The organism is Nocardia salmonicida NBRC 13393 (genome assembly GCF_001613085.1).
Classification (GTDB): domain Bacteria; phylum Actinomycetota; class Actinomycetes; order Mycobacteriales; family Mycobacteriaceae; genus Nocardia; species Nocardia salmonicida.
Genome location: NZ_BDBR01000031.1, coordinates 44,773 through 71,153, shown reverse-complemented (window position 1 = coordinate 71,153; position 26,381 = coordinate 44,773). Strand labels below are relative to the sequence as shown.

The window sequence follows — 26,381 nt, the reverse complement described above, 5'->3', positions numbered from 1 at the left end:
TCGAGTCGACATCTCGGGGCGCCCTCATCGGTCGGATGGGCCGGTCGGCGTGGTCAGGCGGCGCGGGCGGCTCGCAGTCCCCATACCTCGGCCAGCAGACGATGGGATTCGAGGCGGTCGGAGTGGTCGTGGGTCATGGTAGTGATCAGCAGTTCGTCCGCGCCGGTGACCTTTTGGAGGGCATCGAGCCGCTCGACCACCGTGGTGGGCGAGCCGACGATCTGGGACGCCAGACGGTCGGCGACGAGGCGCAGCTGGTCGGGGGTGAGTGGGGACGCCGTCGCGGGGTCGAGGTATTCGGTGGCGCCTCCGCTGCGGATGCTGTGAACCCAGTGTCCGTAGCTGCTCGCGTGATGACCGGCGGTGTCGTCATCGGCGGCGACGACCACATCCGCCGACACGATGACGCGCGGTTCGGCCAGTTGCTCCGATGGTCGGAACGCCGCCCGATACGCCGCGACCGCGTCCAGCGCGGTGCCCGGCGCGACGTGGTAAGCCGCCGCGAACGGCAACCCCGATTTGCCCGCCAGCTCGGCACTTTCGCCCGCCGAACTGCCGAACAGCCACAGCTCGGCATCGATGTCCTCACCCGGAACCGCGTGCAGTTCCACACCCTTGGGGGTGAAGTAGCGGCCTTCGATCAGCGCTTGCACCTCGGCCACCTGGTCCGCGAAGTCCAGCGACTCCGCGCCGGGCTGCTGCAGCGCCTCCGCCGAGGCGAGGAACTTCGTGCGGTCGGTGACCCGGCGCGGATCGAACGGCGGGGGAACCACCACACCGTCGCGGATCTCGGTGCGTCCGGTCACCGCGTCGAGCACCGGACGTCCGCCCCGTGTAGTCGCGGTCTCGGCGCCGAACTGGCTGCGCCGATGTCCTGACCGACCCAGACCCAGATCGAGTCGTCCCGGATACAGTGCGTCGACGGTGCCGAACGCCTCCACGATCGAGGCGGACGTGTGATGGCCCACCTGCACCGCACCGGTCCCGACCCGGATGCGCGAGGTGGCCGCGGCGACCAAGCCGAGCAGCGTCAGCGACGACGAACTCGCCACCGACACGAAATGGTGTTCGGCCAACCAGTATCGGTGATATCCCCACTGCTCGGCGTGCTGAGCGAGGTCGACGGTATTGCGCAATGCCTGTGCGGCACTGGACCCTTCGCTGATCGGCGACAGATCGAGAATCGACAGCGGAACGCTCATAGCTTCGGATCCTGTTCTCCCGCTTCGATCGCCACGCGCAGCTGGTTCTCGCGTGGCGCCACCGGGCAGGTGGCGAAATCGGTGAACGCGCACGGTAGGTTCACCGCCCGGTTGAAGTCGAGGGTGACGGTGCCGTCGGCCTCGACCGCTCCGACGGCGAGCGAACGGGCGGCCGGGTAGGTGGTGACGCCGCTGGTGGCGTCGGTGAACAGCACTTTCAGATCGGCGGGGGTGCCGAAGGCGAGCAGCGCTTCGTGGCTGTCGCCGATCGTGAATTCGATGATCCCCGCGGCGCTGTGCTGGTGCTCGAGCCCGTCCACCACGGCGCCCGTGGTGATGGTGCGTGCCTGCTCGAACGCGGTGAAACGCCCGGTCACGACCCAGCGCGGGTCGGCCGGATAGGCCGAGACCCCGGTGAACGCGGTCAGCGTCGCAGCGGCCGGATCGTGCACGCGCACCGCGTACTTCCCGGAGCGGCGGATCACCTCGAGAACCCTCGACTCGTTGAGCACGCTCACCCCCGGCGCGCCCTCCACGGGGACCACGATCTGCACGCCGCCGATCCGCTCGCCGTCGACATCGAGCCGGTCCGCGGGCTGCGCGGTGATGAACACCTTCTCGTCGGTGACCCACCAGGTGCCGGGGACGCCGTCGAGGCGCTCCGGGCTGTCGGTGAGCCAGTGCAGCCCGGCCAGGCTGAGCCACCCGAGCGGATCGCGCAGGCCGTCTTCGCGGGCATGGTGCCAGCGCGCCCAGTCGTCGGCGAATGTCGTGGTGGCGGTCGGGTTCTCGACGGTGATTGTCATGACGCGCGTGCTCCTTCGGCGACGGTGTGGTGGTGGGGGTGACGCAGACCGAGATGGTCGCGCAGAGTGGTGCCGGTGTATTCGGTGCGGAAACTGCCGCGTTCCTGCAGTTCGGGGACCACCGTGTCGACGAAGTCGTCGAGTCCGGCGGGCGTCAGGTGGGGGACGAGGATGAAACCGTCGGCGGCATCGGACTGCACGTAGCGGTCGATCTGCTCGGCGACCTGGGCCGGCGTGCCGATGAACTGCTGACGGGCGGTGACCTCGATGATCAGTTCGCGGATGCTGAGGTTGCCCGCCTCGGCCTGCTCACGCCACGCTGTCGCCACGGCCAGCGGATCTTTCGCGTGCCTGACCCGGCCTCGGGTGATCTCGGCGGCGGCGTCGGGCTCGACATCGGGCAGCGGGCCGTCGGGGTCGTAGCCGGAAAGGTCACGGCCCCAGACCTGTTCGAGGAAGGCGATGGCGGTCTGCGGGCTCACCTGCTGGTAGCGGATGGCGCGGGCCCGCTCGTTCGCCTCCTCGGTGGTGTCGCCCAGGACGAATGTGGCCGCGGGCAGAACCAAGAGATCGGTGTGTGCGCGACCGTATTTGGCCAGCCGACCTTTGACATCGGCATAGAACTTCTGGCCCGCCTCGAGGGTGCCGTGCCCGGTGAAGATCGCATCGGCGGTCTTCGCGCCGAACTCGCGTCCTTCGTCGGAATCGCCCGCCTGCAGCAACACCGGGTGTCCCTGCGGACTCGGCGGGACGACGAACGGCGCCGCGAAGTCGAATTGCGTACTGCGGAAGGTGGTCTCGGGAACCTCGCGGGCGAAGACACCGCGCTCCCGATCGATCACCAGCGAGTCGGTGGGCCAGCTGTCCCACAGCGCCCTGGTCGCGGCGACCACCTGTTCGGCCCGCCGATACCGCTCACCGTGTTCGAGGTAGCCCCCGCGCCGGAAGTTCTCGCCGGTGAACGCGTCCGAAGAGGTGACCACGTTCCACGCGGCCCGACCGCCGGAGAGGTGATCGAGCGAGGCGAACTGCTTGGCCAGCTCGAACGGTTCGTTGTAGGTGCTGTTGATGGTGCCCGCCAACCCCAGCCGCTCGGTCACCGCCGCCACCGCGTTGAGCACGGTGAACGTGTCGGGCCTGCCGACCACGTCCAGGTCGTGGATCTGCCCGCGATGCTCGCGCAGCCGCAGCCCCTCGGCCAGGAAGAAGAAGTCGAACAGGCCGCGTTCGGCGGTCCGCGCCAGATGTTCGAAGGACGCGAAGTCGACCTGCGACTTCGACGCCGGGTCAGCCCAGACGGTGGTGTTGTTGACGCCGGGGAAATGCGCGGCAAGGCGGACTTGCTTGCGCGGTTTCGAGGTCACAGCGCTGCTCCTGTCATGGCGTATCGGCTGAGTGGGCGGGGGAGACCGAGACGGTCACGCAGGGTGCGGGGCGCGCCGGTGTCGTGCGGTGCGGCAGCAGGGCGGTGGGCGGTGAGCGCGGTCAGCGCGGCGCGCAGGGCCAGTGGTCGCAGGACTACGCCGTCGACGACGCGGGACCGCGTGATCTCGCCGAGCAGATCGTCGAGCGTGGCGGCTGTGCCCACATGGTGGAGCAGACCGGTATCGAGATGCGGCTGCTCGGTGGCGACGTCGGACCGTGCCGTCCACCGGTCGAGCTCACCTACCGCTGCCCGCGCCTCGTCGGCCGAATCAGCCAGGTGAACAGGCAGATCCAACAGAATCCGTACCGTTTCCGGGTCGCGGCCCGCGGCGGCGACGGCGGTACGGAGGGCCAGGCGTCGTTCGGTCGCGGTGGCGAGATCGGGCGCGGTGATCCGGATGATGTCGGCGCGGCGAACGGCGACCTCGGTCGACTCGGGGTCGTCGGCGCGGACCGTGACGAGCGGCTGTCCCTGGGGGGATCGCGGGGTGATCGACGGGCCCTTCACCGAGAAGTTGTCACCGGCGAAGTCGATGTAGTGCAGGCGGTCGCGGTCGATGAACCGGCCGGTGGCGACCTCGCGGATCTCGGCGTCGTCCTCCCAGCTGTCCCACAGTCGGGTCACCACCTCGATCGCTTCGTCGGCCTCGTGCCACAGCGACTCCGGCTGCTGAACCTCTTTGCGGCCGAACGCCTTCGCCTCGACCTGGTCGGTGGACACCGTCACCTCCCAGCCGGCGCGCCCTCGGCTCGCGAAGTCCAGCGCGCTCACCGCCTTCGACACGTGGAACGGCTCGGTGTGGGTGACCGATGCCTGGGGGATCAGGCCGATCCGGCCGGTGGGTGGCGCGGTTCGGGCGGCGATCGCGACGGCATCGAGTCGGCCGCGGGTCACGGCCGCGCCGCCCTCCTGGATGGCGAACGAGTCGGGCAGGAAGACCGCGTCGAACCCGAGTTGCTCGGCCGAGGACACCACGCCGGTCCAATATCCGGGCGTGAACAGGTCCTCGGCCCCGGAGTCGGCGCGCCGCCATGACGCGGGATGGGTTCCGGTCCCCGCTGTTTCGATGCCGAGGAACAGTGCGGGCTCGCTCATCGGGTGATGTCCTTTCCGTCGAGGGGATCGATGCGCACACCCGGTCGCGGGATCGCCGCGAGCAGCTCCCTGGTGTAGGCGTGCTGTGGATCGGTGAACAGGGTCGCGGTCGGCCCGGTTTCGACGATGCGGCCGTGGCGCATCACCGCGACCCGGTCGCTGATGCGGCGCACCACGGCCAGGTCGTGGGAGATGAACAGGTAGCCGAGGGCGAGCTCGGTCTGGAGGCCGTCGAGCAGGTCGAGGATCTGTGCCTGCACCGAGGCGTCGAGCGCGGAGACCGGTTCGTCGAGCACGAGCAGGTCGGGGCGCAGGGCCAGCGCGCGGGCGATCGCCACTCGTTGTCGCTGCCCGCCGGACAGTTCGGCGGGCTTGCGAGTGGTGAAATCCGCGGGCAGCGCCACCTGTTCGAGGAGCTCGGCCACGTGTACCGTGCGGGCGGCGCGGTCACCGACGCCGTAGGCGCGCAAGGGCTCGGCGATGATGTCGGCGACTTCCCAGCGCGGGTCCAGCGAGGAGTACGGGTTCTGATACACCACCTGGAACCGTTTGCGCAGCGCACGCAGACGATTGCGGCGGGCACTGCTGAGGTTGTGGCCGTCGAAGGTGACCGTCCCGCTGTCGGCCTCGGTGAGCCGCAGCGCGATCCGCGCGGTCGTCGATTTGCCCGAACCGGATTCACCCACCAGCGCGAGCGTTTCCCCGCGATCGAGGCTGAACTCCACCTCGTCCACGGCGGTGATGGACCCCGCTCCCGCATGGAATCGCTTGTGCAGGGCATGAACCGACAGCAAAGGTGTTTCCGCTCTGGAACGTAGGGGCCGGAATTCGGTGGCCGAGAGCGCCGGGGACGCGGCGAGCAGATGCTGCGTGTACGGCTGTGCCGGGTGGGTCAGAACCTGTGCGGTAGTGCCGGATTCGACGACCTTGCCCTGCTCGAGAACCACCAGCCGATCGGCCCGTTCGGCGGCAACGGCCAGATCATGGGTGATCAGCAGCACGGCCGTGCCGCGGGCCGCGATCCGTTCGGCCAGCCGATCCAGCACCTGCCGCGCCACCGTCGCGTCGAGGGCGCTCGTCGGCTCGTCCGCGATGATCAACTCCGGTCCGCACGCCAGCGCGATCGCGATCAACCCCCGCTGCCGCTGTCCTCCGGACAACTCGTGCGGATACTGCCGTGCCCGCAACTCCGGCCGATCCAGCCCGACTTCCTCCAGCAGATCGAGCGCCCGCAACCCCGCTCCACGCCGGTCGGCCAGCCGATGCACCAGCAGCGCCTCGGCCACCTGATCACCGATCCGCAGCACCGGATTGAGCGACAGGCCCGGATCCTGCGGGACGAACCCCACTCGCGCCCCGCGTAGCCGCCGCAGAGCCTTCTCGTCAGCCGGATCGACCCGCTCACCAGCGAATTCGACCTTGCCGGAGACGACCTCCGCCGAATCCCCGAGCAGCCCGATCACCGCATGCGCCAACGTCGACTTCCCCGACCCCGACTCGCCGACGAGAGCGACGACCTCTCCTCGCGCCACCTCGATCGACACCCCGCGCAGCGCGGCAACGGGCCCCGCGCCGGTGCGATACGCGATATGCAGGTCCTCCACCTGGAGCAAGGGGCCGTCCGCCGCGGAGCGCTGCGTTGCGTTCTTCTTGTCGTTCATCGTCTTTCGGTCCTTCCCGCGAAGCGGCCGAGACGCTGGGCCGACAACACCACGGCGACGATGACGAGGCCGGGCAGTGTGGTGAGCCACCAGGCGGAGGCGAGGAAGTTGCGCCCCTCCGAGATCAGCGAACCCCATTCGGGGGTAGGCGGTTTGGTGCCGTAGCCCAGGAAGCTGAGCGACGACACGGCCAGCACCGCCATACCGAATTCGACGGCCGCCAAGGCGAGTACGGGCTGGAAGGAGTTGGGCAGGACGTGGCGGATGAGGACCGCGTACCACCGCACCCCCGATGCGTGCGCGGCCTCGACATAGGGCGCGTGCCGCACCCGCAGCACCTCCGACCGCATCACCCTGGCGAAATTCGCGATCAGCGAGATACCCACGGCGACAGCCACATTGCGGGTGCCGAAACCGAGGGCGGTGACCAGCGCGAGCGCCAGCAGCAGCGACGGGATGGACAGCAGCACGTCGACGACCCGCATGATCGCGGTGTCGGCGATGCCGCCCGCGGCGCCGGACAGCAGCCCGAGCACCGACCCGACCACCAACGCGATCGCGACCGCGGTCAGGGTGGCGGTGAGCGAGAGCCCCGCACCGTGCACCATCCGCGTGTACAGGTCGCGCCCGAGATTGTCGGTGCCGAACCAGTGTGCGGCGCTGGGTGCCTGGAACTTCTCCGCGGGTACCCCGATGAGCGGATCACCGGAGGCGAACAGCGATGGCGCCACGGCCCACCCGACGGCGATCACGAGAACGACACCCGAGAGCGCGAGTCCGAGGTGTCCGCGCGTCCAGCGGACAACCTGTGCACCGCGACTGCGGGGCGCGACGCCGGACGTCGCGACGGGCCGATCAGCCACCACCTCACGTCGCACTAGAACGTCAACCATGCTCGGTTCCTTCGGTGTCGGTGGTGCGAGGCCACCGAGCAGCGGTGGCACCTGTCAACGCCCCGCTGCTGCGCGGCGTTGTCGCGAGGTCTGCGGCGGCCACAGACGCCGCGGCGACCGGTAGGGGACTGTCGGCAGGCGCGTCTGCTTGCGCCTCGACCGGACGACTGCGCCGCGATCCGGTGATGCGTGGATCGAGCAGGGGATAGAGCAGGTCCACCGCCAGATTCACGCCGACGAAGATCAGCGCCGAGAGCAACACCACGCCCTGGACCACGGGAATGTCCTGATTGAGCACCGAGGTCTGGGTGAGTCGGCCGACGCCCACACGGGCGAACACCGACTCGACCACCACCGACCCCGCGAGCATCGTGCCGACCAGCACGCCGGCGATCGTGAAGGCGGGCACGCTCGCCAGGCGAGCGATGTGGCGGCGCTGTACCCACCACCGCGAGGCGCCCTTGGCCACCGCCACGTCGGTGAAAGGCTGCCGCCAGGTCTGTTCCAGACCGGCCGCGAGAACCTGAGCGAGCACCGCTCCGATCGGTAAGGCCAGGGTCAGCGCGGGTAGCAGGGTCCCGCGCACCCCTGTCCCACCGAAGGCCGGGAACCAGTGCAGCCGAAAAGAGAACAGCTGCAGCAGGAGCAGACCGGTCCAGAAGGTGGGCACCGAAACACCCAGTGGCGGTAGCGCACTCAGGGTGTTGCGCAGCCACGGCCGTCGTGTGTAGGTAGCCGCGAAGGCCAGCGCGGTCCCGCCGATCACCGCGAAAAGCAGTGCGAGAGCCGCCAGCCCGAGCGTGGGCGGTAGTGAATCACCGAGGGCCTCGGTGACGGGTTGACCAGTGTTGATGGACCGGCCCAGATCGCCGGTGACGGCGTTTCCGAGCGCGGTCACGTACTGCTCCCACAGTGGCTTGTCCAGCCCGTAGCGGGCTTGCATCTCCGCCACCGCGGCCTTGTCGACCGGGGTGCCGAGACCGGCGCCGTCGGCCGCCATCGAGACCGGGTCCGAGGGCAGCGCGTACAGCACGAGGAAGGAGATCGTGAACGACGCCCACAGCACCCAGACCGCCTGCAGTACCCGCGAACCCACGTATCGGCCCATGATCAGTGCCCGCTCAGCCAGGTGTCGAAGAACTGCAGCCGTGCCGAGGCTTCGAACTTCAGGTCCTGGGTGTGCCCGGCCGCGCCGATCGCCTGCGACAGTTCGATCGTGGGGAGGTACAGGCCGTTGTCGAGCACCAGCTTCTGCACGGTCGCGAGCAGCTCCTTGCGAGCCGCGGGGTCGTTGGTGGCCAGCTGCTTGTCCAGGGCCTCGTCCAGAGCCGGAATCGGGCCGCGCACATTGAGATTGCGACCGGTCAGCGAGAACGAGGTACGCAGGATGTCACCATCGGCGCGAGTGGAATTGCCGTAGAAGGAGTCGTAGTCCTTGGAGTTCATCTTCGCGGTGCTCTCGGGTCCGGAGACCAGGTCGAGCTTCAGATCTACCCCGACTTGGCGCAGCTGCTGCTGAGCCAGTTCCAGAATCGCCTGGTTGCCCGCGAACACCTGGCTGAAGGTTACCGAGAAGCTCAGGCGCTCACCGTTCTTGGCGCGGATACCGTCGCCGCCGGGCACCCAGCCCGCCTGGTCGAGGGCGGCCTCGGCCTTGGCCGGGTCGTAGGCGAGCCGGGCCGACTGATCCAGGTAGTCAGGCGTGGCCGAGGCCAGGCTGCCGGTCGCGTACTCGAACTGCGGGCCCAGCACGGTGTCGACGAGCTGCTTGCGATCGAGGGCGGTCAGCAGAGCCAGACGGACGGCCTGGTCACGCAGCGGACCACGAGTCACATTGAGCTGGAAGCCGAACGGGGTTCCCGGGTTGGAGGTGGACAGCACCCGCCCGCCCGCGGCCTCGATCTGCGGCGCGTCCTGCGGCAGCGCGTCACTGACCGCATCGAGCTGACCCGACGACAGGCTGCCGGTTCGCACACCCGATTCCGGGACCACGGTGAACTCGATCTTGTCCAGGTACGCCTCGCCCTGGTGCCCGAAAACGGCCGAGCCCCAGTTGTAGCCGGCCCGCTTGGCCAGCGTGGCCGAGGAGCCCTGCTTCCAGCTGGTGTAGGTGAACGGTCCGCTGCCGATGTTGTCGCCCGCGCACCGCGCCTCGGCGGGCTCGGCGTTGGTGGACTGGGCGAGGATGCCCAGCTGCGGGGTCGAGGTGGCCTGCAGGAACTGTGCGTTCGGCTGGCTGAATTCGACACGGGCGGTGAGATTGTCGACGGCGGTGGTGCCGACATAGTTGGTGAGATAGCTGACGCCGAGCGCGGCCTTCGCTCCGCCGAGCTTGATCGTCGAGTCGAAGGTATCGCGCACCGAGTCCGCGGTGAGCGGAGTGCCGTCGCTGAAGGTCACGCCGTCGGCGAGCTTGAACGTGAACACCTTCGCGTCCGGGCTGACCTCCCAGCTCTTGGCCAACCAGGGTGTGATCGCGCCGGTCTTCGGGTCCTGATCGGTGAGCGAGTCGACGATCTGGCGAGCGACATAGATGGTCTGATTGCTGGCCGACTGAGCCGGATCCGAGCAGGTCGGGGCCTGCGAGAGGCCATAGCGCAGCGTGCCGCCGGGCTGCGGCGGTCCGGCCTGACCTCCCGAGCCGCCGGAGTCACTGCCGCACGCGACCACCGTGGTGACGGCGGCCAGTGCGCCGGCGAGGGCGGCAATGCGATGACGGGGACGGATCACGAGGTAACTCCAGAGAATTCACGGCCGGTGGCCAGGGGACGGCTGGGGATGCGGCGGCGCAGTTCGGGCGCCACCTCGGCCTGGAACAGTTCGAGACTGTCCAGGTATCGGTTTTCGGTGCGGCCGTCGCGTTCGGCGGACAGGTGGATGACCTCGTGCCCGAACTGCTCGTGATAGCGGCCGACCTTGTCGATCACCTGCTCCGGGCTGCCGACCAAGGCCGACGAGCGGGCGACGAAGTCCTCGATGGTCTCGAACACGACCGGATTGCCGATCTTGCGCTGCAAGGAGGTGCGGGCCTCGTAGAGCGGCCGGAACACCTCGACGGCCTCCTGCGAGGTGCGCGCGACGTGGAAACCCGCGGTTCCCGCGCCCACCAGCGCGTCGGCCGGGTCGTGCCCGTAGTGCGCCCACTGCTCGCGGTAGTGGCGGATCAGCTCGGCGTACGGCTCGATCGGATTGGTGACGTTCGCCGAGAACACCGGGTCACCGTGGCGGGCGGCCAGTTCCACCGATTCCTTGCTCGTCGCGCTGCCGTGCCAGATCCGCAATCGCGGTTGTAGCGGTCGCGGCAGGGCCTTGGCGGCGGTGAGCGAGGGCCGGAACTGTCCCGACCACGTCACTTCGTCGCTGTCCCACAGCTTCCGGAACAGTTCGTACCCTTCACGATTGCGGTCCCACTGATCCTCGGTGGTGACGTGATAGAGCTGCGCCTGTGCCGCGCCGTTGCCCTTGCCGATGATCAGTTCGAGCCTGCCCTCGGACAGGTTGTCCAGGGTGGAATAGTCCTCGAACGCGCGCACCGGATCGAGCAGGCTCAAGGTGGTGACCGCGGTGAACAGGCTGATCCGCGAGGTGAGGGCCGCGATATGGCTCAGCACCACCGGGGGAGCGGCGGACAGGAACGGATCCTCGTGCCGCTCACCGACGGCGAAGCCGTCGTAGCCGAATTCCTCGGCGCGCCTTGCCTGTTCGATCACTTCGTGCAGGCGATCGCGGGTCGTCGGCACCACGCCGGTGACCGGATCGGGTACCCGGGTGATCAGCGTCATCAGCAGGAATTTCATGCGCGGACTCCCCGCTTCTCCGATGACCTCATGCGGCGGGCTTCTTCGGCAGTCCGGGCGGATTGATCCGCGACTCGGTGACCTTCTCCGAATCCAGACCCCAGCGATCGAGGACCTTCTGGTAACTGCCGTCGGCGATGGCATGGACCAGTGCCTCGTGCACCGCGGCGATGAGGCCGTTGTCCTTCTTGATGAGCACCGCGATCTCGCCCTGCAGCGCCTCGCCCGCGCCGGAGAAGGTGGCGATGAGCTCGGTCTCGCCGGTGGTCGTCGAGTGGTAGACCCCGGAGGGGTTCGGGCCGATGTAGCCGTCGATCCGCTTGGAGGACAACGCCAGGTAGTAGTCGGTGTTCTGCTGGTAGTAGGCGATGTCGATCGGAGCAAGGCCGTCGGCGACGTTCTGCTCGTTCCACTTCACCAGCAGTTGTTCCTGATTGGTGCCCGCGCCGACGCCGATCCGCTTGCCCGCCAGGCTCTTGCGGTCGGTGTAGACCAGCGAGCTGTCCTTGGGCACCTCGAGCGCGACATTGTCCTTGCGGTAGGTCGCGAAGTCGTACTTCTCCTTGCGCTCCTCGGTGACGGTCACGTTGGAGATGAACGCGTCCACCTCGCCGGAATCGACGCGCACGAAGTTCTGCGACCAATCCGCCACCTGCGTGACCAGTTTCAGACCGAGGATGTCGGCGACCAGGGCGGCGAAGTCGACCTCGGATCCGACCACGGTCTTGTCGTCGGTGGCGTAGAACCGCAGCGGCGGCGCGGCACCGGAGGCGCCGGTCACCACCAGGGTGCCCCGGTCGCGAATCGCCCTCGGCACCTTGGCCGCGATCGCGTCGGCCCTGGCCACGTGCAGGCGACCTTCCTGACCCGGGGACAGATCGAAGGTGACATTGCCTGCCTCGACCGTGTTCGCGGTTTCGGGATCGGCGGTGCAGCCGGTCGTCAGCAGGGTGGCTGCCGCGACGATGCCGATCAGTGTGGAGAGCTTCATCAGTGTCGAAACCTGTTCGTGGGAGGGGATGATCAGCGCACGCGCGACAGGAATGCCTGCGTGCGTGGATGTGTCGGTTGGTCGAGAACGGTGGCCGCCGGGCCCTGTTCGACGATCTGTCCCTCGTCGAGGAACACCACGGTGTCGGCGACCTCACGGGCGAATCCGATTTCGTGGGTGACGATCACCAGGGCGGTGCCGCTGTGCGCGAGATCGCGGATCACCGCGAGGACTTCGCCCACCAGTTCCGGGTCGAGTGCGGAGGTGGGCTCGTCGAACAGGATCAGTCGTGGTTTCAAGGCGAGCGCCCGCGCGATGGCCACGCGCTGCTGCTGTCCGCCGGAGAGCCGCCGGGGGTAAGCGTCGACGAAATCGGCCAGGCCCACCCGATCCAGGAGCTGTTTCGCCTCGGCGACCACCTCACCGCGCGGGCGGCGCTGTGCCGAGATCGGGGCGAGCACCACATTGTCGAGCACGGTGAGATGCGGGAACAGGTTGAACTGCTGGAACACGAAGCCGATGTGGCTGCGCTGGGCGCGCACCGCGTGGTCGGGCAGCGAACGCAGGATGTTGCCACGTTGCCGGTAACCGATCAGCTCACCGTCGACGTGAACCGTGCCCGCGTCCTGCGCTTCCAGATGGTTGAGCACCCGCAACAGGGTGGACTTGCCCGAGCCGGACGGTCCGATCACGGCGACCACCTCGCCGGTGTCCACCGCCAGATCCACGCCACGCAGTACCTCGGTGCCGTTGTAGGACTTGCGGATTCCGCGCGCCAGCACCGCTGCGGTCATCGGGTTGCTCCTCGGGGTGCGGCCGCACCGGCGGCGATCTCGGTGACCTTGGCGCGGACCCGCTGCCACGGTGTCGGCGGCGCCTCGCGGTGCGCGCCCTTGGCGTAGTGGCGTTCGATGTAGTACTGGACGATCGACAGAGCCGTGGTGAGCACGATGTACCAGACGGTCGCCACCATGAGCAGCGGCACCACTCGGCCGTTGCGCCCGAAGATCACCTGCACCTGGTAGAACAGCTCCGCGATCGCCATCACCGACACGATCGAGGTGCCCTTGAACAGGCTGATCACCTCGTTGGCCGCGTTCGGCAGAATCGAGCGCATCGCCTGCGGCAACACGATCGTGCGGAACTGCCGCCGGCGCGGAATGCCCAGCGCGGCGGCAGCTTCGAGCTGACCGTCGTCCACGGCGAGCAGACCCGCGCGGATCAACTCGGCCGAGTACGCCGCCTGATGCAGGGCCAGACCGATCACCGCCGCGGTGAAACCACTGATGACGCCGTTGACTTCGAAATCGAAGACGGCCGGACCGAACGGAATGCCCACGGACAGGCGGGGATACAGGTAGGCGATGTTGAACCAGAACAGCAGCTGCACGATCAGCGGGATCGAACGGAACGCCCAGATGTAGGTCCACGCGATCACCCGCAGTACGGGATTGTTCGACACCCGCCCGATCGCCAGCAGCGTGCCGAGCACGAAACCGAGAACGGTGCCCCACAGGGTCAGCTCGATGGTCACCCGGAGCGCGGCCATCACCGACTTCGCGGTGAAGTACTGGGCGAAAGTGCCCCAGTCCCAGCCGGGATTGGTGATCAGACCGTGCGCGAACTGGGCGACGACTACCAGCGCGACCGTCCCGACGATCCAACGCCACGGGTGCCACGATCCGGCGATCCGGGGGAGGTCCTCGGGCGCCTTGTCGGCGGATTCCGGCTCAGTGGGGGGAGCGTCGCCGGGCGGTAAGGGCGCGGTCTCGGCGCCGGATACGGCAGACGCGGTCATGGGAGTCCTTCGGAAAACAGTGGAACGAGGCACGGTGACCTCCACCCGGCCAGCGACGGGTTCGCGATCTGGCGGCGCTCAGACCCGACACGCCGTCGCTGTCACCCGGCACTGGTCGATATGTCGGCGGCGGTAGCCCACGTTCAGCACGAAAATCTCCTCCATCGATCCCGGCAGAAGCACCCACACCCTGAAACGGGCGGGTTGCTGCGACGTCATCGAGCCAGGTCTCTCGGTCGCTCTGGATGGTTGCGCCCCGGGTTCGTGGCCCGAGCTGAATCAGCATGTGGCATATGCGCGACTGCGCACAACGGTAGAAATCATCGTGAGCGCAGAGCTTGGAGGCGGCCGTAGACGCAGTCATAATTGCCCCGGTTCGGCGTGGTCAGTGACCCGCGGACGGCCGTGATCGGGGGGGCGAGACGATCGGTCGTCCAGGCGGGTGGCGTGGGAGCGCTGCGCAGTGGTCGCCGGATCGGGTGGCGAGTTGCGGGCGGACGCCGAGCTGCGGTCGCTGCGAGATTGCGACGCGCCGAACGGCCGGTTACTTCACCTGGCCTGATTCACACCTCGCACGCGGTAGCGTCGGGCTCCTCTGCGTCGATGAGGAGTACGTCGTGATCATGCCGCGTCGTTCCACCACACTGACCTCGCTGGTGGCCTGCGCCGCCGCGCTGCTGCTGGGCGTGCCGTCGGCCGTCGGCGAACCGGCCGCGCCGGTGACGCCTGTTGTCACCAGGGACGCACCGAATGCCACGCCCGCGGCGGGGCCGGGTGATCTGCTCGGCGCCTACCAAACCGTCGTCGAGACGCTGAAAGCCATGGGTATCCAGCCGTTTCTCTACCCCACGGTCGCCGCGAACTGCACCGGTGACGGAGCGGGCCTCGTCCCGGCCGTCGCGGGCGCGGTCCCCGGCCCGTGGCCGACGAGCACCCTCCCGATACCCGGACTCGATCTCTCGGCCGTGAAATCCGGCCAGACGCTGTTCACCTTCCTGCCCTACGGGCTCGCTCCCGACACCGCCGCCACGAAGACCTCCGGTATGCAGGTGGCCTGGCTCAATATCAGCACCGGGCGGGGCGGGATGGCCTCGATGGGTCCGATCGCCGACATCGTGCGCGCGATGGTGCCGCCCGAGGTTCCCGTCGAGTTGCGTCCGCTCGCCGAGACCGCCATTCGTGACTTCCTCTTCGCCGCGATCCCGGTCGGCGGTGTTCGTGCTGTGCCCGTCGATACCGGTCGGGGCACTGTGCTGGCCGCTGTCTTCGGCACCACCGACAATGCGGGCCGATCCTGCTTCTTCTTTCCGACCATCGGGATCACCGAAGTGAAGTGAGTGCGCTCGCTGGCCGGCGGTGGGGTTCGAAGCGGCTCAGGCGTGCTTGGCGATCGGGTTGTCGGGTGTGACCAGGGGGCGTTGTTTCCAGCGCAGCCGGCCGGTGCGGTGACGATGGTGGGAGCGGGTCCACAGGCTGAGGTAGTGGGCCACCGAGAGTGGGTGGGCAACAGCCGAGGCTATGTCGGAACCTGTAGGCGCTCGGCAGGTTTCGATGGTGCGGGCGGTGAGTCGGCTCGTGACGGCGGCCAGGTAGCCGAGCAGACCTGCTCGACGGGTGCGTCCGCGGCCGAAGATCGCTGCCAGTGGGGGGATCCAATAGGCAAGGGCGGCAAGGATGGCGATGGCCGCACCGGTGTCGAGACGGCCGCCGTAGGCCGACCACAGCCAGCGGGTGTAGCCGTCGGTGAGCTCGGTTCGGCCGGTATACATTCGGGTCCTGGCGGCCGGGCCCGCGGTCACCAGCGCGGTGCGGTGGCCCGCGCGACGCACGGCACGGGCGAGGTCGAGATCCTCGGTGGCGCTGGCGGCGACGGCCGCGTGACCGCCGCCCGCGCGGTAGGCCTCGGCGTCGACGGCGAGGAACTGCCCGCACGCGACGGCGGTGGACGGTCGCAGACTGTGATTGGCCGGGCCGACCGGCAGGGTCGACGCCCACGACCACGCGAGCAACGGCTGGACCAAGCGCTCGGTGGTCGAACCGGCTTCCTGGATCGGCCAGGCCGACACCAAACCCGCACAGCGCCTGCGTAATTCGGTCACCGCCGCGGCGACGGCGTGGGGCGCGAGGCGGACGTCTGCGTCGACGAAGACCAGGGCGGCCGCGTCGGTGCGGGCGGCGAGGCGCGCGCAGGCGGCGGCTTTGCCGGTCCAGCCGGGGGCGGGGTGGGCGGCAGAGCGCAGGACGGTGAAGCGCTCGTCTGCGGCGATCGCGGCCAGTGCGGCTTCGTAGGTGTCGTCGGTGGACGCGTCGTCGAGGATCAGCACATTCATGCGGGGGACGCCGGTTTGGGCGCGAAGGTCGGCGATCAGCGCGGGCAGACGGGCGGCTTCGTCCCGGGCGGGGACGCACACCGTGACCGGTTCGATCACGCCAGCGACTCCGCGTGGCAGGGTGCGCAGGGTGACCAGGTTGTAGGCGGCGGTGGTCGCGCCGAGCACGGCCAGACCCGTGCCCGCCCAGGTCAGGTAGCGGGCCGCCGCGCCCACGTCAACGGCCCAGTCTGCGACTGGAGATCTCGCGCCACATCTCGGAGGGGGAGAAGCCGCCGCGCGGCGCGTTCGGCGGGCCGGGGTTGCGATCACGGAACGCCAGGCCCGCGATCAGCGCGGCCACCGCGAGGGTGATGCCGCCGACGATGCCCGCCCAGCCCGCGAACGAACGGGTGTTGGGGTCGGCGTACTTCACCTCGGCGCGCATGGTCGACACCTCGCCCGCGGGCAGCTTCCACGACACGGTGTTCTCGCTGTCGGTGGTCTCGCGGGTGCCGTTGGTCTTGGCGACGCGGGCGGGGAACGCTACGGAGAACTGCACATCCGAGCCATGCGGGGGGACCGATTCCAGATCGACCCGCCCGGTGAGACTCACCAGATCGCCACTGCGCTGGAAGTCGAGGGTGAACATGCCCTGCGTCTGATCCGAGAGCCCGCCCAGCTGGCCGACCTCGCCGAAGGACAGATCGTCGAAGAACACCTGGGTGCCGATATACCCGTCCTGGTTGTAGTTCTCCACCCGTACCTTCGCCGCCAACGACTCCGGCGCCTTCAGCTGGGGTCCCTTGTCCTCGGGCCCGGTCGGCACCACCGCGGCGACGATCCGCCCCGACACGCGGTCGTTCGACGACACCCCCATCGACACCTGCACTCGCAGGCACCCGGCCAGCGCGGGCACGAGCAATGCCAGCAGGACGGCAACGGCCGCGACGCGCCGCGCGGGCACGGAACGACGCGGCGAAGGAGCGGGCATCTCGGCGACGGGACTCGGCTGCACGGTTGACATCGTGCCAGGCTCAGGCCCCAGAGCCCACACGACGGGCCCACCGCGCACCGCTCACCCGTGCCGATCAGGCGTTTTCGCCCGGAATCGGGGTGTGTCTCGGCGGGGTCGGCCGATCGGAACGCGCGTTGCCAGGGGCCGCACACGCCGAAACAAGGGGAATCCGAGCACACCGAGACCGGCGAAACCCCAGATCGCCGACGCGGGGAGACCGAGGAATACCGCGTGCGCGAGGGCCGAGCCGAGCCAGGTCCACCCGAACACCGCGACCGGGACCGCCACCGAGGGGTCGTGCGGGGGCGCGAGGCGCTGGTCGAGCACGGTGAGCAGCACCGCCATGATCCCGGCGACGAGCGCCCAGCCCAGGTAGTTCGTGTACGGGATCTCGGGCAGACCGGGGAGACCGGCGTCGGTGACCGCCCACGTCCACTGGCCGTCGGCGACCATCTGCGGATCGAGGAACAGATCCCAGCCGACCGCACCGAGGGCGAACAGCCCCACCCGCCGGACGTTCGACCCGACCTGGGGCCCGTCGGACACCAGCATGCTCGCGACGATCCAGATCGGGTACAGCCCGCCGGTCCACGCCAACGGCACCGCCAGCGGAACATCGGCGAACGCCGGCCCGAGCCGATCGACGGCGTAGGCGTAGCTGCCGAAGGGGAACCCGGTCGCGGTGCCGACGATCTCGGCGATGAGCCCGAGCCCGGACACGATGACGAAGAATCCGCAGGCCCACCGCAATCCGCGCGTCGTCGCCGCGTGCGACAAGGCCGTCGCGGCCGACAGAGCCACCACGACAACGGTGATCCGATCGCGTGCCACACCCGCACTCAAGGGATAGGTGATCTGCACGAGCACCAAAGCCAGCGCGATGACAGCGGGAATCGCACGGCGGGGATCGACCCGAACCCAGCGAGTTCGCGGCGGAGCGCACCCGAACGGACTCAGGCGGTACGACGACGACGCTTTCATCGCTTGTGCGGCAGGGTGAAGCGGCGCTTACGGCGATCGCCAAGAACCAATCGGGCCGCGCTGCGCCCGCTTGCTCCGGACACTCCGCCGCCGGGGTGGGTGGACGCGCCGGTCAGGTACAGGCCGGGAGCGCCGGGGACGCGCTGGCCCGACAACTCCGGCAGCGGGCGCCACATCATCATCTGATCGAGCGACATCTCCACGTGCATGACATTGCCGCCGCGCAGACCCATCTCCCGCTCGAGATCGACCGGCGTCTGCGTGAATCGTCGGCGCACCGACGAGGCGAAACCCGGGGCGTACCGTTCGACCTCGGCGACGATCCGATCGGCCTCGTGCTCGGCGTGTGCTGCCCAGTCGCCGCCGTCGGCGAGCTCATAGGGATGCCATTGCGCCCACAGCGATAGCTGATGTTCGCCCGCGGGCGCGATGGACGGGTCGAGCGCGCTGAAACTCATCGCGAGCACCACCGGACGTGGCGGCAGTGAACCGGCCAGCGCGGCACCGTGGGCCAGTCGGAGCTGTCGACGATCCGAGACGAGAAACTGCAGACCACGGGCGGATTCGGCGGGGGAAGCCCCGGGGTATTCGGGTAGCCGATCGGTGGCCAGCCGCACCACCATGCCGATGCCGGGGCCCACCCGGATGCGGCGCTGCCAATCGTCGAGGGCAGCGGCGTCGAAATCACCCGCGCGCAACAGGTCGAGCGTCGACAGGATGTGGGAACCCGCGATCACCGTGTCGGCCCGCAGAGTCCGGCCCGACTCGGTCGCCACCTGCCAACCGCTGCCGGATCGGCGCAGCGAGGTGACGGCGTCACCGGTGTGCAGCTCGCCGCCGTCGGCACGAAGGCGCGCGATCAACGCCGCACTGAGCGCCCCACTGCCACCCACCGCGCGACCGGGCGGCAAGGTATGCATGAGCGCGGCGAACCCGGCCATCGACGCCGTACCCGGTTCCGACATCGGCGGACCCGACTGCGCGCCGAACCACGCGAGCGAGGCCTTGAGCCGTTCGTCGTCGAACCAGAAGTCCAGCAGCGCGTCACCGGTCTGCAGGAACTCCCGCGACAGCGCGGATCCACCGGCCCGCGCGTCCAGCCCCCAGAACGAGCGAAGAAGCCTGCCCGGCGTCGGCGGCCCACCGAACGAGCGCATCACCCGTGCGCTGCGCTCGCCCCACACGCCGACGAAACGCCGATACGCGTCAGCGTCCTTGACACCGCAGGCCGCCGCGATCGACGCGCACGTCTCGTCGAGATCACGGTGGAACACGATCGGCGCGCGCACACCATCGGACGGTGTGAACCCCCATGGATCACAGTCGAGATAGCGCAACCCGAACCGCTCGAGCTCGAGCTCCTCGATGATCCCGGTGTGCCGGATCATGATGTGCGCCGAAGATCCGCGATCGACGAGATGCCCCGGGAACCGCTCGACGGTCGACACCGCGCCACCGGGCACCTCGTCGCGCTCGAGCACCTCTACCCGCTGCCCGGCTCTCGCCAGATAACAGGCCGCGACCAGTGCGTTGTGGCCCGAACCGACCACTACTGTCGTCACGGGTGCGCGGGAGGCATCGGCAGCCTGCGCCCGAGGATGGCGAACGGACGCGTATCGCCCGCGAACACGAAATTGCGGATCACATCGGTGAATCCGGCTCGTCGGTACAGCTTCCAAGCGCGGTTCGCCTCCTCCGGGACTTCCGGCGTCGACAGCAGCACGGCCGCCTCGGCGCGGTCGGCCAGCAATCGCTCGAGCAGCCGCGCCCCGATCCCACGCCCCTGCGCGGCCGGGTGGACGTGCAGTTCGGTGAGTTCGAAATAGTCGGCGAGCAGGTCGCGGGCGGCGGCATCGGGCCACCCGCAGCGCCGCATCCCGGTCTGCACCTGCTGATGCCACCACTGCCGCGGTGCGCCGCTGTAGCCGTAGGCGATGGCCAGGATGGGCGCGGTGCGCAGGTCGACGCCGCCCGAATCGTCGGGCAGCACCGCGGCGACCGCCCGCCAGCCCGCCCGTGTGGTGTGTTCGGTCCACATCGGGGCGCGATGGTGTTCGGTGCCGCGGGGGTAATCCATGGCGGCGACATAGACCGACAGGGCGTCGTGCAGGCGTGCGCGCAGGGCGGCGACGCTGAGGTCGACGACGACGGGTGCGGGGGTGTGATTCGGCTTGACGGCTGTCATGGCTCTCGTCGATGGCGCGCGGACGGGGAAAGTTGTCGGTGGGTGTCCCTATATTCAATCTCAATTCAAACGTTCGAATGTTAGTTCGATCAGTGCGAGGGGCGAAAGGGGCAGCAGATGGCTGGTCACAACGATGGTCGAGCACACGCGGGCCACGATGGGCGGGCCGGCGGACTACTACGCCAGGCCGATGCCCTGCTCACCGATTCCGCATGGGAGCACGAACCGGGGGAGCGGTTCCGCACCGCGTACCTGGCCGCGCTGCGTGGCGCGGGCTCGATGATCGCGCTCACCGGCGCCGACCGGGCGCCACGAGCACGCTCACGCAGCGCCTGGGTGTTACTGAGACGCGCCAGCCCGGAATTCGTGATGTGGGCCGACTACTTCGAGGCGCACTCGCAATTGCGGGCCGCGTTGGAGGCCGGATTGGACCGCGCGATCACCGACACACAAGCTGACGAGTTCTGCTCACGGGTGGGCGCATTCCTCTACGACGTCGACGATGCGCTGGTAGCCACGGCTAAGACCCTCCCGCAGCCGAGTCGTGGCCGCGACATGACCGCTTAGTTATGACCGAGTAGGTGGTACGCCGCCGATCGAACTCGTATCATGGGGAGCAGATAGCCGCCAAGGTCGGCTACCCGTCGCCTACCCGGAGGCGACCAGCCACGCCTAGTGCCGGGGGAGGTACCGTGCCACTCTCCGAGCACGAGCAGCGCATGCTCGAACAGATCGAGAGCGCTCTCTATGCTGAGGATCCGAAGTTCGCCTCGTCAGTTCGCGGCGGACGACTTCGCTCCACGTCGAGTCGACGCAGACTCCAAGCTGCGGCATTGTTCGCCGTCGGCCTTTTTCTGCTCGTCGCCGGCATCGCCGCCCCGTTCAAACCGGGCGGTTTCCCGATCATCAGTCTCGTCGGATTCATCGCCATGTTCGGCGCTGGTGTCCTGCTGATGATCGGCACCTCGCGTCGCGCCGCCCGACCGGACGCGACCGAGTCTCCCGCGGCGGGCAGTGGCCCGGCGACGGGACCCGCCGCCCGAGGCGGTCGCCAACGTAAGTCCGGCGGCTTCTCCGAGCGAATGGAAGACCGATTCCGACGACGGTTCGAGCAGGAATAGCTCAGACCTAGCCGACCACGAAGGCGGCGCCCCACCCAGCACCGGGTGGGGCGCCGCCTTCGTGCGTCTGTGGGTCCCCGCGCTGATGGCGCGCGGTCAGGGCGGTCCCCCCACCTTCCCCACCACTCCCCACAGTTGCCCCACCCGGGCGCCCGGCCCAGGTCGCACCTGCGATGTTTGCTGAACGTTGTCGGAACCGCGGGTTGCCGACCCGCGCGGGTTGCCCGAACACCGGATAACCGCGAATCTCAGTGATAGCTGGGATGACCTGCGGAATTGTGTTGGCGGGGAGCAGGATCACTCAGGGTTTCGATTGAAAGTGGGGGAAAGTGGGGTAATGTGGGTCGCGCACTACAGGAGAGGCCGTACGGCGAGGTGAATCCAGTAGGGAGGTGGCCGAGATGTTCCTCGGTACCTACACCCCCCGATTGGACGACAAAGGGCGGCTGACGTTGCCTGCGAAATTTCGAGACGATCTGGCGGGAGGGTTGATGGTCACGAAAGGCCAAGACCACAGCCTGGCCGTGTATCCCAAAGACGAGTTCACCGCGCTCGCGCGGCGAGCCGCGTCGGCGTCCCGAAGTAACCCGCAGGCAAGGGCTTTCGTTCGAGCGCTGGCGGCAGGCACCGATGAGCAACGTCCGGACGCACAGGGCCGGATCACGCTGTCGCCGGATCATCGGCGCTACGCGAACCTCTCGCGGGATTGCGTGGTGATCGGTTCGGTCGACTTCCTCGAGATATGGGATAAGCAGGCGTGGGAGGCCTACCTCGAAGAACACGAGGAGGACTACGCGCAAGCCGGAGACGAGTCGCTGGGCGGAATCTTCTGACCCGGAGCACGCGAGTGCTGCGAGGCCTCTGCCCGGGCGTGGACCCTGACGTACTTCCCCGACGCCAGGTGCCTTGCCCCGGTCAGAGACCTCGAAGCATTCGCATCACCCACTCGTTCGACAAGCACTCATTCGAAAAGCACTGTGTGGCAAGGCGACCTGTCTGCGACGCGAGGCAGTATCCCGGGAGGTCGAGGTGAACCATGACGCCGAGAACCCCCGTCATGTGCCAGTTCTGCTCGAGCGCGCCGACGATCTGCTCGGCCCCGCGCTGAGCGAGCCGGGCGCGGTCTACATCGACGCGACCCTCGGATTGGGCGGGCACGCCGAGCATTTCCTGCGCACCTACCCGCAGGCGCGTCTGGTCGGTCTCGATCGTGACACCACCGCGTTACGCATGGCGGGCGAGCGTCTGGCGCCCTACGCCGACCGGATCACGCTGGTGCACACCCGCTACGACGGCATCCCGGCGGCGCTGGCCGAAGCGGGGCTGGACGAAACGGGTTCCGTCTCAGCCATTCTCATGGACCTGGGGGTGTCGTCGATGCAGCTCGACGAGGCCGAGCGCGGCTTCGCCTACTCCGTCGACGCGCCGCTGGACATGCGGATGGACCCGACCACCGGAATCACCGCGGCCGACGTGCTCAACACCTACAGCCACGGAGATCTGGCCCGGGTGCTGAAAACCTATGGCGACGAACGGTTCGCGGGCAAGATCGCGTCGGAGGTGCTGCGCAGGCGGACGGTCAAGCCGTTCACCACCAGCGCCGAACTCGTCGAGGTGCTCTACGCGACCATTCCGGCCGCGGCGCGCCGCACCGGCGGACATCCGGCCAAGCGCTCGTTCCAAGCGCTGCGGGTGGAGGTCAACGGTGAGCTCGACTCGCTGCGGGCGGCATTGCCCGCGGCACTGGATTCACTGCGTGTGGGCGGACGGATCTGCGTCATGTCGTACCAGTCGCTCGAAGACCGGCTGGTCAAACACGAACTCGCGCCACGGATCATCTCCCGGTCGCCGATGGACCTGCCGGTCGAACTGCCCGGCATGGGCCCGGAATTCCGGATGCTGACCCGTGGAGCGGAAAAAGCGACCGAGTCCGAGATCGAGGTCAATCCGCGATCCGCGCCGGTGCGGATGCGCGCGGCCGAACGAATCGCGGAGAGGTCAGGGAGGACACAGGAGGGGACACGATGAGCGTGCGGACGAGCACAGTCGCGGTGCCGAGCAAGACTGCCCGGCGCGTGGAGGCGGCCGAACGAGTGAAGTCCGGTGCGGCACAGCGGGCCTATGCCCGCAAGCGCACCAGGGAACAGCTGCTCGACGGCATCGAACTGCCCGAACGGTCCTCGACGATGGCGGGGCGGATCCCGTTCGTCACCGCGATCATCGGACTGCTCGGCTGCGGCCTCGCCCTGACCCTGTTGCTCACCACCCGCGCCGCCGAGGACAGCTACCAGCTCGGTGACGCCAGGGCGGTCAACCGCAAGCTCGACGACGAGCGGGCCGCGCTGCAGCGCGAGGTCGCCGCCGCCGACTCCGCTCCCGAATTGGCCGCCCGCGCACGTGAACTCGGCATGATCCCCGCGAAGGATCCGGCCCGGCTGGTACTCGGCCCCGACGGCGAGGTCACCGTGATCGGTAACCCGACGCCCGCACAGGGCGCGCCGGTGCCGCCGCTGAACGGTCCGCCGACCACCACGCCGAATCCGGCGCCGGGCCACGCCCAGGCGCAGGGTGAGCGTGTGGTGCCGGTGCAGCCCGGTGCGGCTACCGCGAGCGCGCCCCGCGGCGCTGTGCCCAGCAGCGTTCCGGCGAATGTGCTCGCGTCACCGGCCGCGCCGACACCCCCCGTCGTGAACGCGCCGCAGCCGGCGGCCGCCCCGGCTCCGATCGCGCCGGCTCCGGTCGACGTGGCCGTCCCCGCTCCGGCGAACGGCGAGGTTCCCGCGCCGGCGGACGGCGGCGCCCCGGCTCCGCTCGCCCCGACGACCGTGCCCGATCGGATCGACGTCGCAGGTCAGGGTGAACCGCTGGTCGCGGCCGACACGCCACCGCTCGCACCGGGTGTCGTGGCCGACCCGTCGGCTCCGGTCGATGCGCCGTTACCGGCGCCGGGCATCGCCGCGTCGGCCCCCGGACAACGAGCCCCCGCGGCCGGACCGCCGAGCGAACAACCGCAGGTCGTCGAACCGCAGGATGGTCCTCGATGAAGCAGAGCGGGCCCGCGTCGCAGCAGCGACGCGGGCCGGTCTCGTCGAGGGCCCGTCGCTCGGGCTCGCTCTCGCCGGACCGGCCGATCCGCCTTCGCCTCGGTGTCGGCCGGGTCACCCTGCTGGCCACCCTCGCGGTGGTCGCGTTGCAGTTGCTCTACATCCAGAGCTTCGCCGCCCCCGCCCTGTCGGCGCAGGCGGCCTCACAGCGCACCATCAAGGCCACCGAGGCGGCCGTGCGCGGTCCCATCACCGACCGGCACGGCAATCAGCTCGCCTTCACGCTCACCGTGAAAGCCCTGACCTTCCAACCGGTGACGGTGCGCGAGCAACTGGCCGAAGCCAAGAAGCTCAAGCCGAGCGCACCGGATCCGGAGCAGCGGCTCGAAGACATCGCGAAGTTCATCCACGAGAAGCTCGGCGCACCCACCGAGCAGGAACTGCTCGACAAACTGCGCAGCGACAAGAAGTTCCACTACCTGGCCAAGAATGTCGATCCGCGAGTGGCCTCCGAGATCACCGCCAAATTCCCGGAGGTCGGCGCCGAGCGGCAGGACTTGCGCGAGTATCCCGGTGGCTCGCTGGCGTCGAATGTCGTCGGCGCGATCGGCGGCGACCGGCACGGTCAGATGGGCCTGGAATCGGCACTGGACTCGGTGCTGTCGGGTACCGACGGTTCGCGCACCTACGACCAGGGCTCCGACGGCGCGGTGATCCCCGGTAGCTACCGTGACCTGCAGCCCGCCGTGAACGGTTACGGCGTTGAGCTGACCCTCGACGCGGACCTGCAGTACTACGTGCAGCAGCAGGTGCAACAGGCCAAACAGGTGTCCGGCGCGTCCTCGGCCTCGGCGGTGGTGCTCGACGCCAAGACCGGCCAGGTGCTCGCGATGGCCAACGACGGCACCTTCAATCCCGCACTCGGCCCGAATCATTGGGCCTCGGGCAAGATGGGCAACCCCTCGGTCGCCGAACCCTTCGAACCCGGCTCGGTCAACAAGATCGTCACCGCTGCGGCCGCCATCGAATACGGCGTGACCACTCCTGACGAGGTGCTGCAGGTGCCGGGCTCGATCCGCATGTCGGGCGTCACCGTGAACGACGCGTGGCAACACGACGTCGCGCCCTATACGACGACCGGCATCTTCGGAAAGTCCTCCAACGTCGGCACTCTCATGCTCGCCCAGCGTGTGGGCGAGGACCGGTTCGCCGATATGGTCAGCCGGTTCGGGCTCGGACAGCGCACCGGCGTCGGTCTGCCCGGCGAGAGCGGCGGCCAGGTGCCCGCCCGCGACCAGTGGTCCGGCGGCTCCTTCGCGAATCTGCCCATCGGTCAGGGTCTTTCGATGACGACCCTGCAGATGACCGCCATGTACCAGGCTATCGCCAACGACGGCCTGCGGATTCCGCCGCGCATCGTCAAGGCCAAGGTCGCCCCGGACGGCACCCGCACCGAGGAACTGCAGCCCGACGGCGTGCGCGTGGTGAGCCCGCAGACCGCGCACACCCTGCGCGAGCTGTTCCAGGCGACCGTGCAGAAGGACCCGATGGGCGTCCAGATGGGGACCGGCGTACCGGCCTCGATCGAGGGATATCAGGTGGCGGGCAAGACCGGCACGGCACAGAAGGTCGACCCCGCGTGCCGGTGCTATTCGACCTCGGCGTTCTACAGCACGTTCGCCGGGATGGCGCCCGCCGACAATCCCCGCTACGTGATCGGCATGATGCTCGACGCGCCCGTGCGCAGCTCCGACGGCACCGGCGGCGGGTCCGCCGCCCCGCTGTTCCACAGCATCGCCTCCTGGGCGTTGCAGCGCGACCGCGTGCCGCCGTCTCCGGAGCCCAAGCGACTGGTGCTGGAGGCGGTGACATAACGGCTGGTGCCGCAGTTCTCGGCCCCTGGTTGCCCGCCCCTTCCCTCCCTCCGGGTACTCCTTCGTCGCACCCTCCACTCAGTCCAGAGGCGGGCGGGCCGAGAACAACAATTAACTCAACCCGCGTTGTCCGACCGACACCGCGCGTCGGTAACCTGACTGCTCGTCTCGCCTACGCGC

Annotated in this window: 24 protein-coding genes and 1 riboswitch; of the genes, 7 read left to right on the top strand and 17 right to left on the bottom strand. The window is 68.9% G+C overall.

All coding sequences use genetic code 11. The annotated features are described in order from the left end of the window. Positions 1-53 precede the first annotated feature (53 nt). Genes NS1_RS26130 through NS1_RS26075 form a run of 12 tightly spaced genes read right to left on the bottom strand, consistent with a single transcriptional unit; the run spans position 54 to position 13,669 of the window. Complete coding sequence (locus NS1_RS26130) at positions 54-1,202, bottom strand: LLM class flavin-dependent oxidoreductase (RefSeq protein WP_062988642.1); 1,149 nt, start codon at positions 1,200-1,202, stop codon at positions 54-56. Continuing rightward, positions 1,199-2,008, bottom strand: coding sequence for a DUF1684 domain-containing protein (locus NS1_RS26125; RefSeq protein WP_062988640.1), 810 nt, complete (start codon positions 2,006-2,008; stop codon positions 1,199-1,201). Before NS1_RS26125 ends, NS1_RS26130 begins: the two co-directional genes overlap by 4 nt. After that, positions 2,005-3,372 carry an NtaA/DmoA family FMN-dependent monooxygenase gene (locus NS1_RS26120; RefSeq protein ID WP_062988638.1) on the bottom strand — a complete coding sequence of 456 codons (1,368 nt, stop codon included), beginning with the start codon at positions 3,370-3,372 and terminating at the stop codon, positions 2,005-2,007. The genes NS1_RS26125 and NS1_RS26120 overlap by 4 nt, the downstream gene beginning before the upstream one ends. After that, the gene (locus tag NS1_RS26115; protein WP_062988636.1) at positions 3,369-4,529 is read right to left on the bottom strand and encodes an LLM class flavin-dependent oxidoreductase; all 1,161 of its coding nucleotides are present in this window, start codon (positions 4,527-4,529) and stop codon (positions 3,369-3,371) included. The genes NS1_RS26120 and NS1_RS26115 overlap by 4 nt, the downstream gene beginning before the upstream one ends. After that, complete coding sequence (locus tag NS1_RS26110) at positions 4,526-6,190, bottom strand: dipeptide ABC transporter ATP-binding protein (protein WP_062988634.1); 1,665 nt, start codon at positions 6,188-6,190, stop codon at positions 4,526-4,528. Before NS1_RS26110 ends, NS1_RS26115 begins: the two co-directional genes overlap by 4 nt. Continuing rightward, the gene (locus NS1_RS26105) at positions 6,187-7,083 is read right to left on the bottom strand and encodes an ABC transporter permease (protein WP_062988632.1); all 897 of its coding nucleotides are present in this window, start codon (positions 7,081-7,083) and stop codon (positions 6,187-6,189) included. Before NS1_RS26105 ends, NS1_RS26110 begins: the two co-directional genes overlap by 4 nt. Next, a complete protein-coding gene (locus NS1_RS26100; protein ID WP_084504431.1) occupies positions 7,076-8,191 on the bottom strand; it encodes an ABC transporter permease in 1,116 nt (371 codons plus the stop codon). Before NS1_RS26100 ends, NS1_RS26105 begins: the two co-directional genes overlap by 8 nt. A gap of 2 nt (positions 8,192-8,193) precedes the next feature. Further along, positions 8,194-9,813 carry an ABC transporter substrate-binding protein gene (locus NS1_RS26095; RefSeq protein WP_084504429.1) on the bottom strand — a complete coding sequence of 540 codons (1,620 nt, stop codon included), beginning with the start codon at positions 9,811-9,813 and terminating at the stop codon, positions 8,194-8,196. After that, positions 9,810-10,880 carry an LLM class flavin-dependent oxidoreductase gene (locus NS1_RS26090; RefSeq protein WP_062988630.1) on the bottom strand — a complete coding sequence of 357 codons (1,071 nt, stop codon included), beginning with the start codon at positions 10,878-10,880 and terminating at the stop codon, positions 9,810-9,812. The genes NS1_RS26095 and NS1_RS26090 overlap by 4 nt, the downstream gene beginning before the upstream one ends. Positions 10,881-10,908: 28 nt before the next feature. Beyond that, entirely contained in the window at positions 10,909-11,871 is a 963-nt protein-coding gene (locus NS1_RS26085; RefSeq protein ID WP_084504427.1) for an ABC transporter substrate-binding protein, read from the bottom strand. Between the two features lie 32 nt (positions 11,872-11,903). Then, positions 11,904-12,665 (bottom strand): amino acid ABC transporter ATP-binding protein, encoded by a 762-nt coding sequence (locus NS1_RS26080; RefSeq protein ID WP_062988629.1) that lies wholly within the window; start codon positions 12,663-12,665, stop codon positions 11,904-11,906. Continuing rightward, the gene (locus NS1_RS26075) at positions 12,662-13,669 is read right to left on the bottom strand and encodes an amino acid ABC transporter permease (protein ID WP_084504425.1); all 1,008 of its coding nucleotides are present in this window, start codon (positions 13,667-13,669) and stop codon (positions 12,662-12,664) included. The genes NS1_RS26080 and NS1_RS26075 overlap by 4 nt, the downstream gene beginning before the upstream one ends. A 158-nt stretch (positions 13,670-13,827) precedes the next feature. Next, positions 13,828-13,921, bottom strand: a riboswitch (SAM riboswitch). Positions 13,922-14,292: 371 nt separating this feature from the next. On the opposite strand from NS1_RS26075, the gene NS1_RS26070 reads away from it, so the two are divergent. Then, entirely contained in the window at positions 14,293-15,006 is a 714-nt protein-coding gene (locus NS1_RS26070) for a hypothetical protein (RefSeq protein ID WP_062988741.1), read from the top strand. Between the two features lie 36 nt (positions 15,007-15,042). Here the strand turns inward: NS1_RS26070 and NS1_RS26065 are convergent, their stop codons facing one another. The 5 genes from NS1_RS26065 to NS1_RS26045 form a co-directional block, all read right to left on the bottom strand. After that, on the bottom strand, positions 15,043-16,215 hold the full coding sequence (locus NS1_RS26065) for a glycosyltransferase family 2 protein (RefSeq protein WP_062988627.1): 1,173 nt from the start codon (positions 16,213-16,215) through the stop codon (positions 15,043-15,045). A gap of 1 nt (position 16,216) precedes the next feature. Then, on the bottom strand, positions 16,217-16,972 hold the full coding sequence (locus NS1_RS26060; RefSeq protein WP_084504447.1) for an LppM family (lipo)protein: 756 nt from the start codon (positions 16,970-16,972) through the stop codon (positions 16,217-16,219). An 84-nt stretch (positions 16,973-17,056) separates the two neighbouring features. Then, complete coding sequence (locus NS1_RS26055) at positions 17,057-17,827, bottom strand: carotenoid biosynthesis protein (protein ID WP_255284693.1); 771 nt, start codon at positions 17,825-17,827, stop codon at positions 17,057-17,059. A gap of 146 nt (positions 17,828-17,973) precedes the next feature. Next, positions 17,974-19,539, bottom strand: a complete 1,566-nt coding sequence (locus NS1_RS26050; protein WP_062988625.1) for a phytoene desaturase family protein — start codon at positions 19,537-19,539, stop codon at positions 17,974-17,976. Continuing rightward, complete coding sequence (locus tag NS1_RS26045) at positions 19,536-20,162, bottom strand: GNAT family N-acetyltransferase (protein ID WP_062988623.1); 627 nt, start codon at positions 20,160-20,162, stop codon at positions 19,536-19,538. Before NS1_RS26045 ends, NS1_RS26050 begins: the two co-directional genes overlap by 4 nt. A gap of 117 nt (positions 20,163-20,279) precedes the next feature. On the opposite strand from NS1_RS26045, the gene NS1_RS26040 reads away from it, so the two are divergent. The 6 genes from NS1_RS26040 to NS1_RS26015 all read left to right on the top strand — a co-directional run bounded on the left by NS1_RS26040 (position 20,280) and on the right by NS1_RS26015 (position 26,201). After that, positions 20,280-20,729 carry an SAV_6107 family HEPN domain-containing protein gene (locus NS1_RS26040; protein WP_062988621.1) on the top strand — a complete coding sequence of 150 codons (450 nt, stop codon included), beginning with the start codon at positions 20,280-20,282 and terminating at the stop codon, positions 20,727-20,729. 125 nt (positions 20,730-20,854) lie between these two features. Continuing rightward, entirely contained in the window at positions 20,855-21,283 is a 429-nt protein-coding gene (locus NS1_RS26035) for an SCO2097 family morphological protein (RefSeq protein ID WP_056816472.1), read from the top strand. 401 nt (positions 21,284-21,684) lie between these two features. Then, positions 21,685-22,116, top strand: a complete 432-nt coding sequence (gene mraZ, locus NS1_RS26030) for a division/cell wall cluster transcriptional repressor MraZ (RefSeq protein ID WP_062988735.1) — start codon at positions 21,685-21,687, stop codon at positions 22,114-22,116. Positions 22,117-22,312: 196 nt separating this feature from the next. Next, positions 22,313-23,311 carry a 16S rRNA (cytosine(1402)-N(4))-methyltransferase RsmH gene (rsmH, locus tag NS1_RS26025; RefSeq protein WP_131816764.1) on the top strand — a complete coding sequence of 333 codons (999 nt, stop codon included), beginning with the start codon at positions 22,313-22,315 and terminating at the stop codon, positions 23,309-23,311. Further along, the gene (ftsL, locus tag NS1_RS41855) at positions 23,308-24,327 is read left to right on the top strand and encodes a cell division protein FtsL (protein WP_063816263.1); all 1,020 of its coding nucleotides are present in this window, start codon (positions 23,308-23,310) and stop codon (positions 24,325-24,327) included. The genes rsmH and ftsL overlap by 4 nt, the downstream gene beginning before the upstream one ends. Beyond that, a complete protein-coding gene (locus NS1_RS26015; protein WP_200950449.1) occupies positions 24,324-26,201 on the top strand; it encodes a peptidoglycan D,D-transpeptidase FtsI family protein in 1,878 nt (625 codons plus the stop codon). Before ftsL ends, NS1_RS26015 begins: the two co-directional genes overlap by 4 nt. Positions 26,202-26,381 lie beyond the last annotated feature (180 nt).

What these genes read in the sequence shown, in the direction of transcription:
- NS1_RS26130 (WP_062988642.1), bottom strand. Translation starts at nt 1,202, where the DNA reads ATGAGCGTTCCGCTGTCGATTCTCGATCTGTCGCCGATCAGCGAAGGG.
- NS1_RS26125 (WP_062988640.1), bottom strand. Translation starts at nt 2,008, where the DNA reads ATGACAATCACCGTCGAGAACCCGACCGCCACCACGACATTCGCCGAC.
- NS1_RS26115 (WP_062988636.1), bottom strand. Translation starts at nt 4,529, where the DNA reads ATGAGCGAGCCCGCACTGTTCCTCGGCATCGAAACAGCGGGGACCGGA.
- NS1_RS26110 (WP_062988634.1), bottom strand. Translation starts at nt 6,190, where the DNA reads ATGAACGACAAGAAGAACGCAACGCAGCGCTCCGCGGCGGACGGCCCC.
- NS1_RS26105 (WP_062988632.1), bottom strand. Translation starts at nt 7,083, where the DNA reads ATGGTTGACGTTCTAGTGCGACGTGAGGTGGTGGCTGATCGGCCCGTC.
- NS1_RS26100 (WP_084504431.1), bottom strand. Translation starts at nt 8,191, where the DNA reads ATGGGCCGATACGTGGGTTCGCGGGTACTGCAGGCGGTCTGGGTGCTG.
- NS1_RS26090 (WP_062988630.1), bottom strand. Translation starts at nt 10,880, where the DNA reads ATGAAATTCCTGCTGATGACGCTGATCACCCGGGTACCCGATCCGGTC.
- NS1_RS26085 (WP_084504427.1), bottom strand. Translation starts at nt 11,871, where the DNA reads ATGAAGCTCTCCACACTGATCGGCATCGTCGCGGCAGCCACCCTGCTG.
- NS1_RS26080 (WP_062988629.1), bottom strand. Translation starts at nt 12,665, where the DNA reads ATGACCGCAGCGGTGCTGGCGCGCGGAATCCGCAAGTCCTACAACGGC.
- NS1_RS26075 (WP_084504425.1), bottom strand. Translation starts at nt 13,669, where the DNA reads ATGACCGCGTCTGCCGTATCCGGCGCCGAGACCGCGCCCTTACCGCCC.
- NS1_RS26070 (WP_062988741.1), top strand. Translation starts at nt 14,293, where the DNA reads ATGCCGCGTCGTTCCACCACACTGACCTCGCTGGTGGCCTGCGCCGCC.
- NS1_RS26060 (WP_084504447.1), bottom strand. Translation starts at nt 16,972, where the DNA reads ATGCCCGCTCCTTCGCCGCGTCGTTCCGTGCCCGCGCGGCGCGTCGCG.
- NS1_RS26045 (WP_062988623.1), bottom strand. Translation starts at nt 20,162, where the DNA reads ATGACAGCCGTCAAGCCGAATCACACCCCCGCACCCGTCGTCGTCGAC.
- NS1_RS26040 (WP_062988621.1), top strand. Translation starts at nt 20,280, where the DNA reads ATGGCTGGTCACAACGATGGTCGAGCACACGCGGGCCACGATGGGCGG.
- mraZ (WP_062988735.1), top strand. Translation starts at nt 21,685, where the DNA reads ATGTTCCTCGGTACCTACACCCCCCGATTGGACGACAAAGGGCGGCTG.
- ftsL (WP_063816263.1), top strand. Translation starts at nt 23,308, where the DNA reads ATGAGCGTGCGGACGAGCACAGTCGCGGTGCCGAGCAAGACTGCCCGG.
- NS1_RS26015 (WP_200950449.1), top strand. Translation starts at nt 24,324, where the DNA reads ATGAAGCAGAGCGGGCCCGCGTCGCAGCAGCGACGCGGGCCGGTCTCG.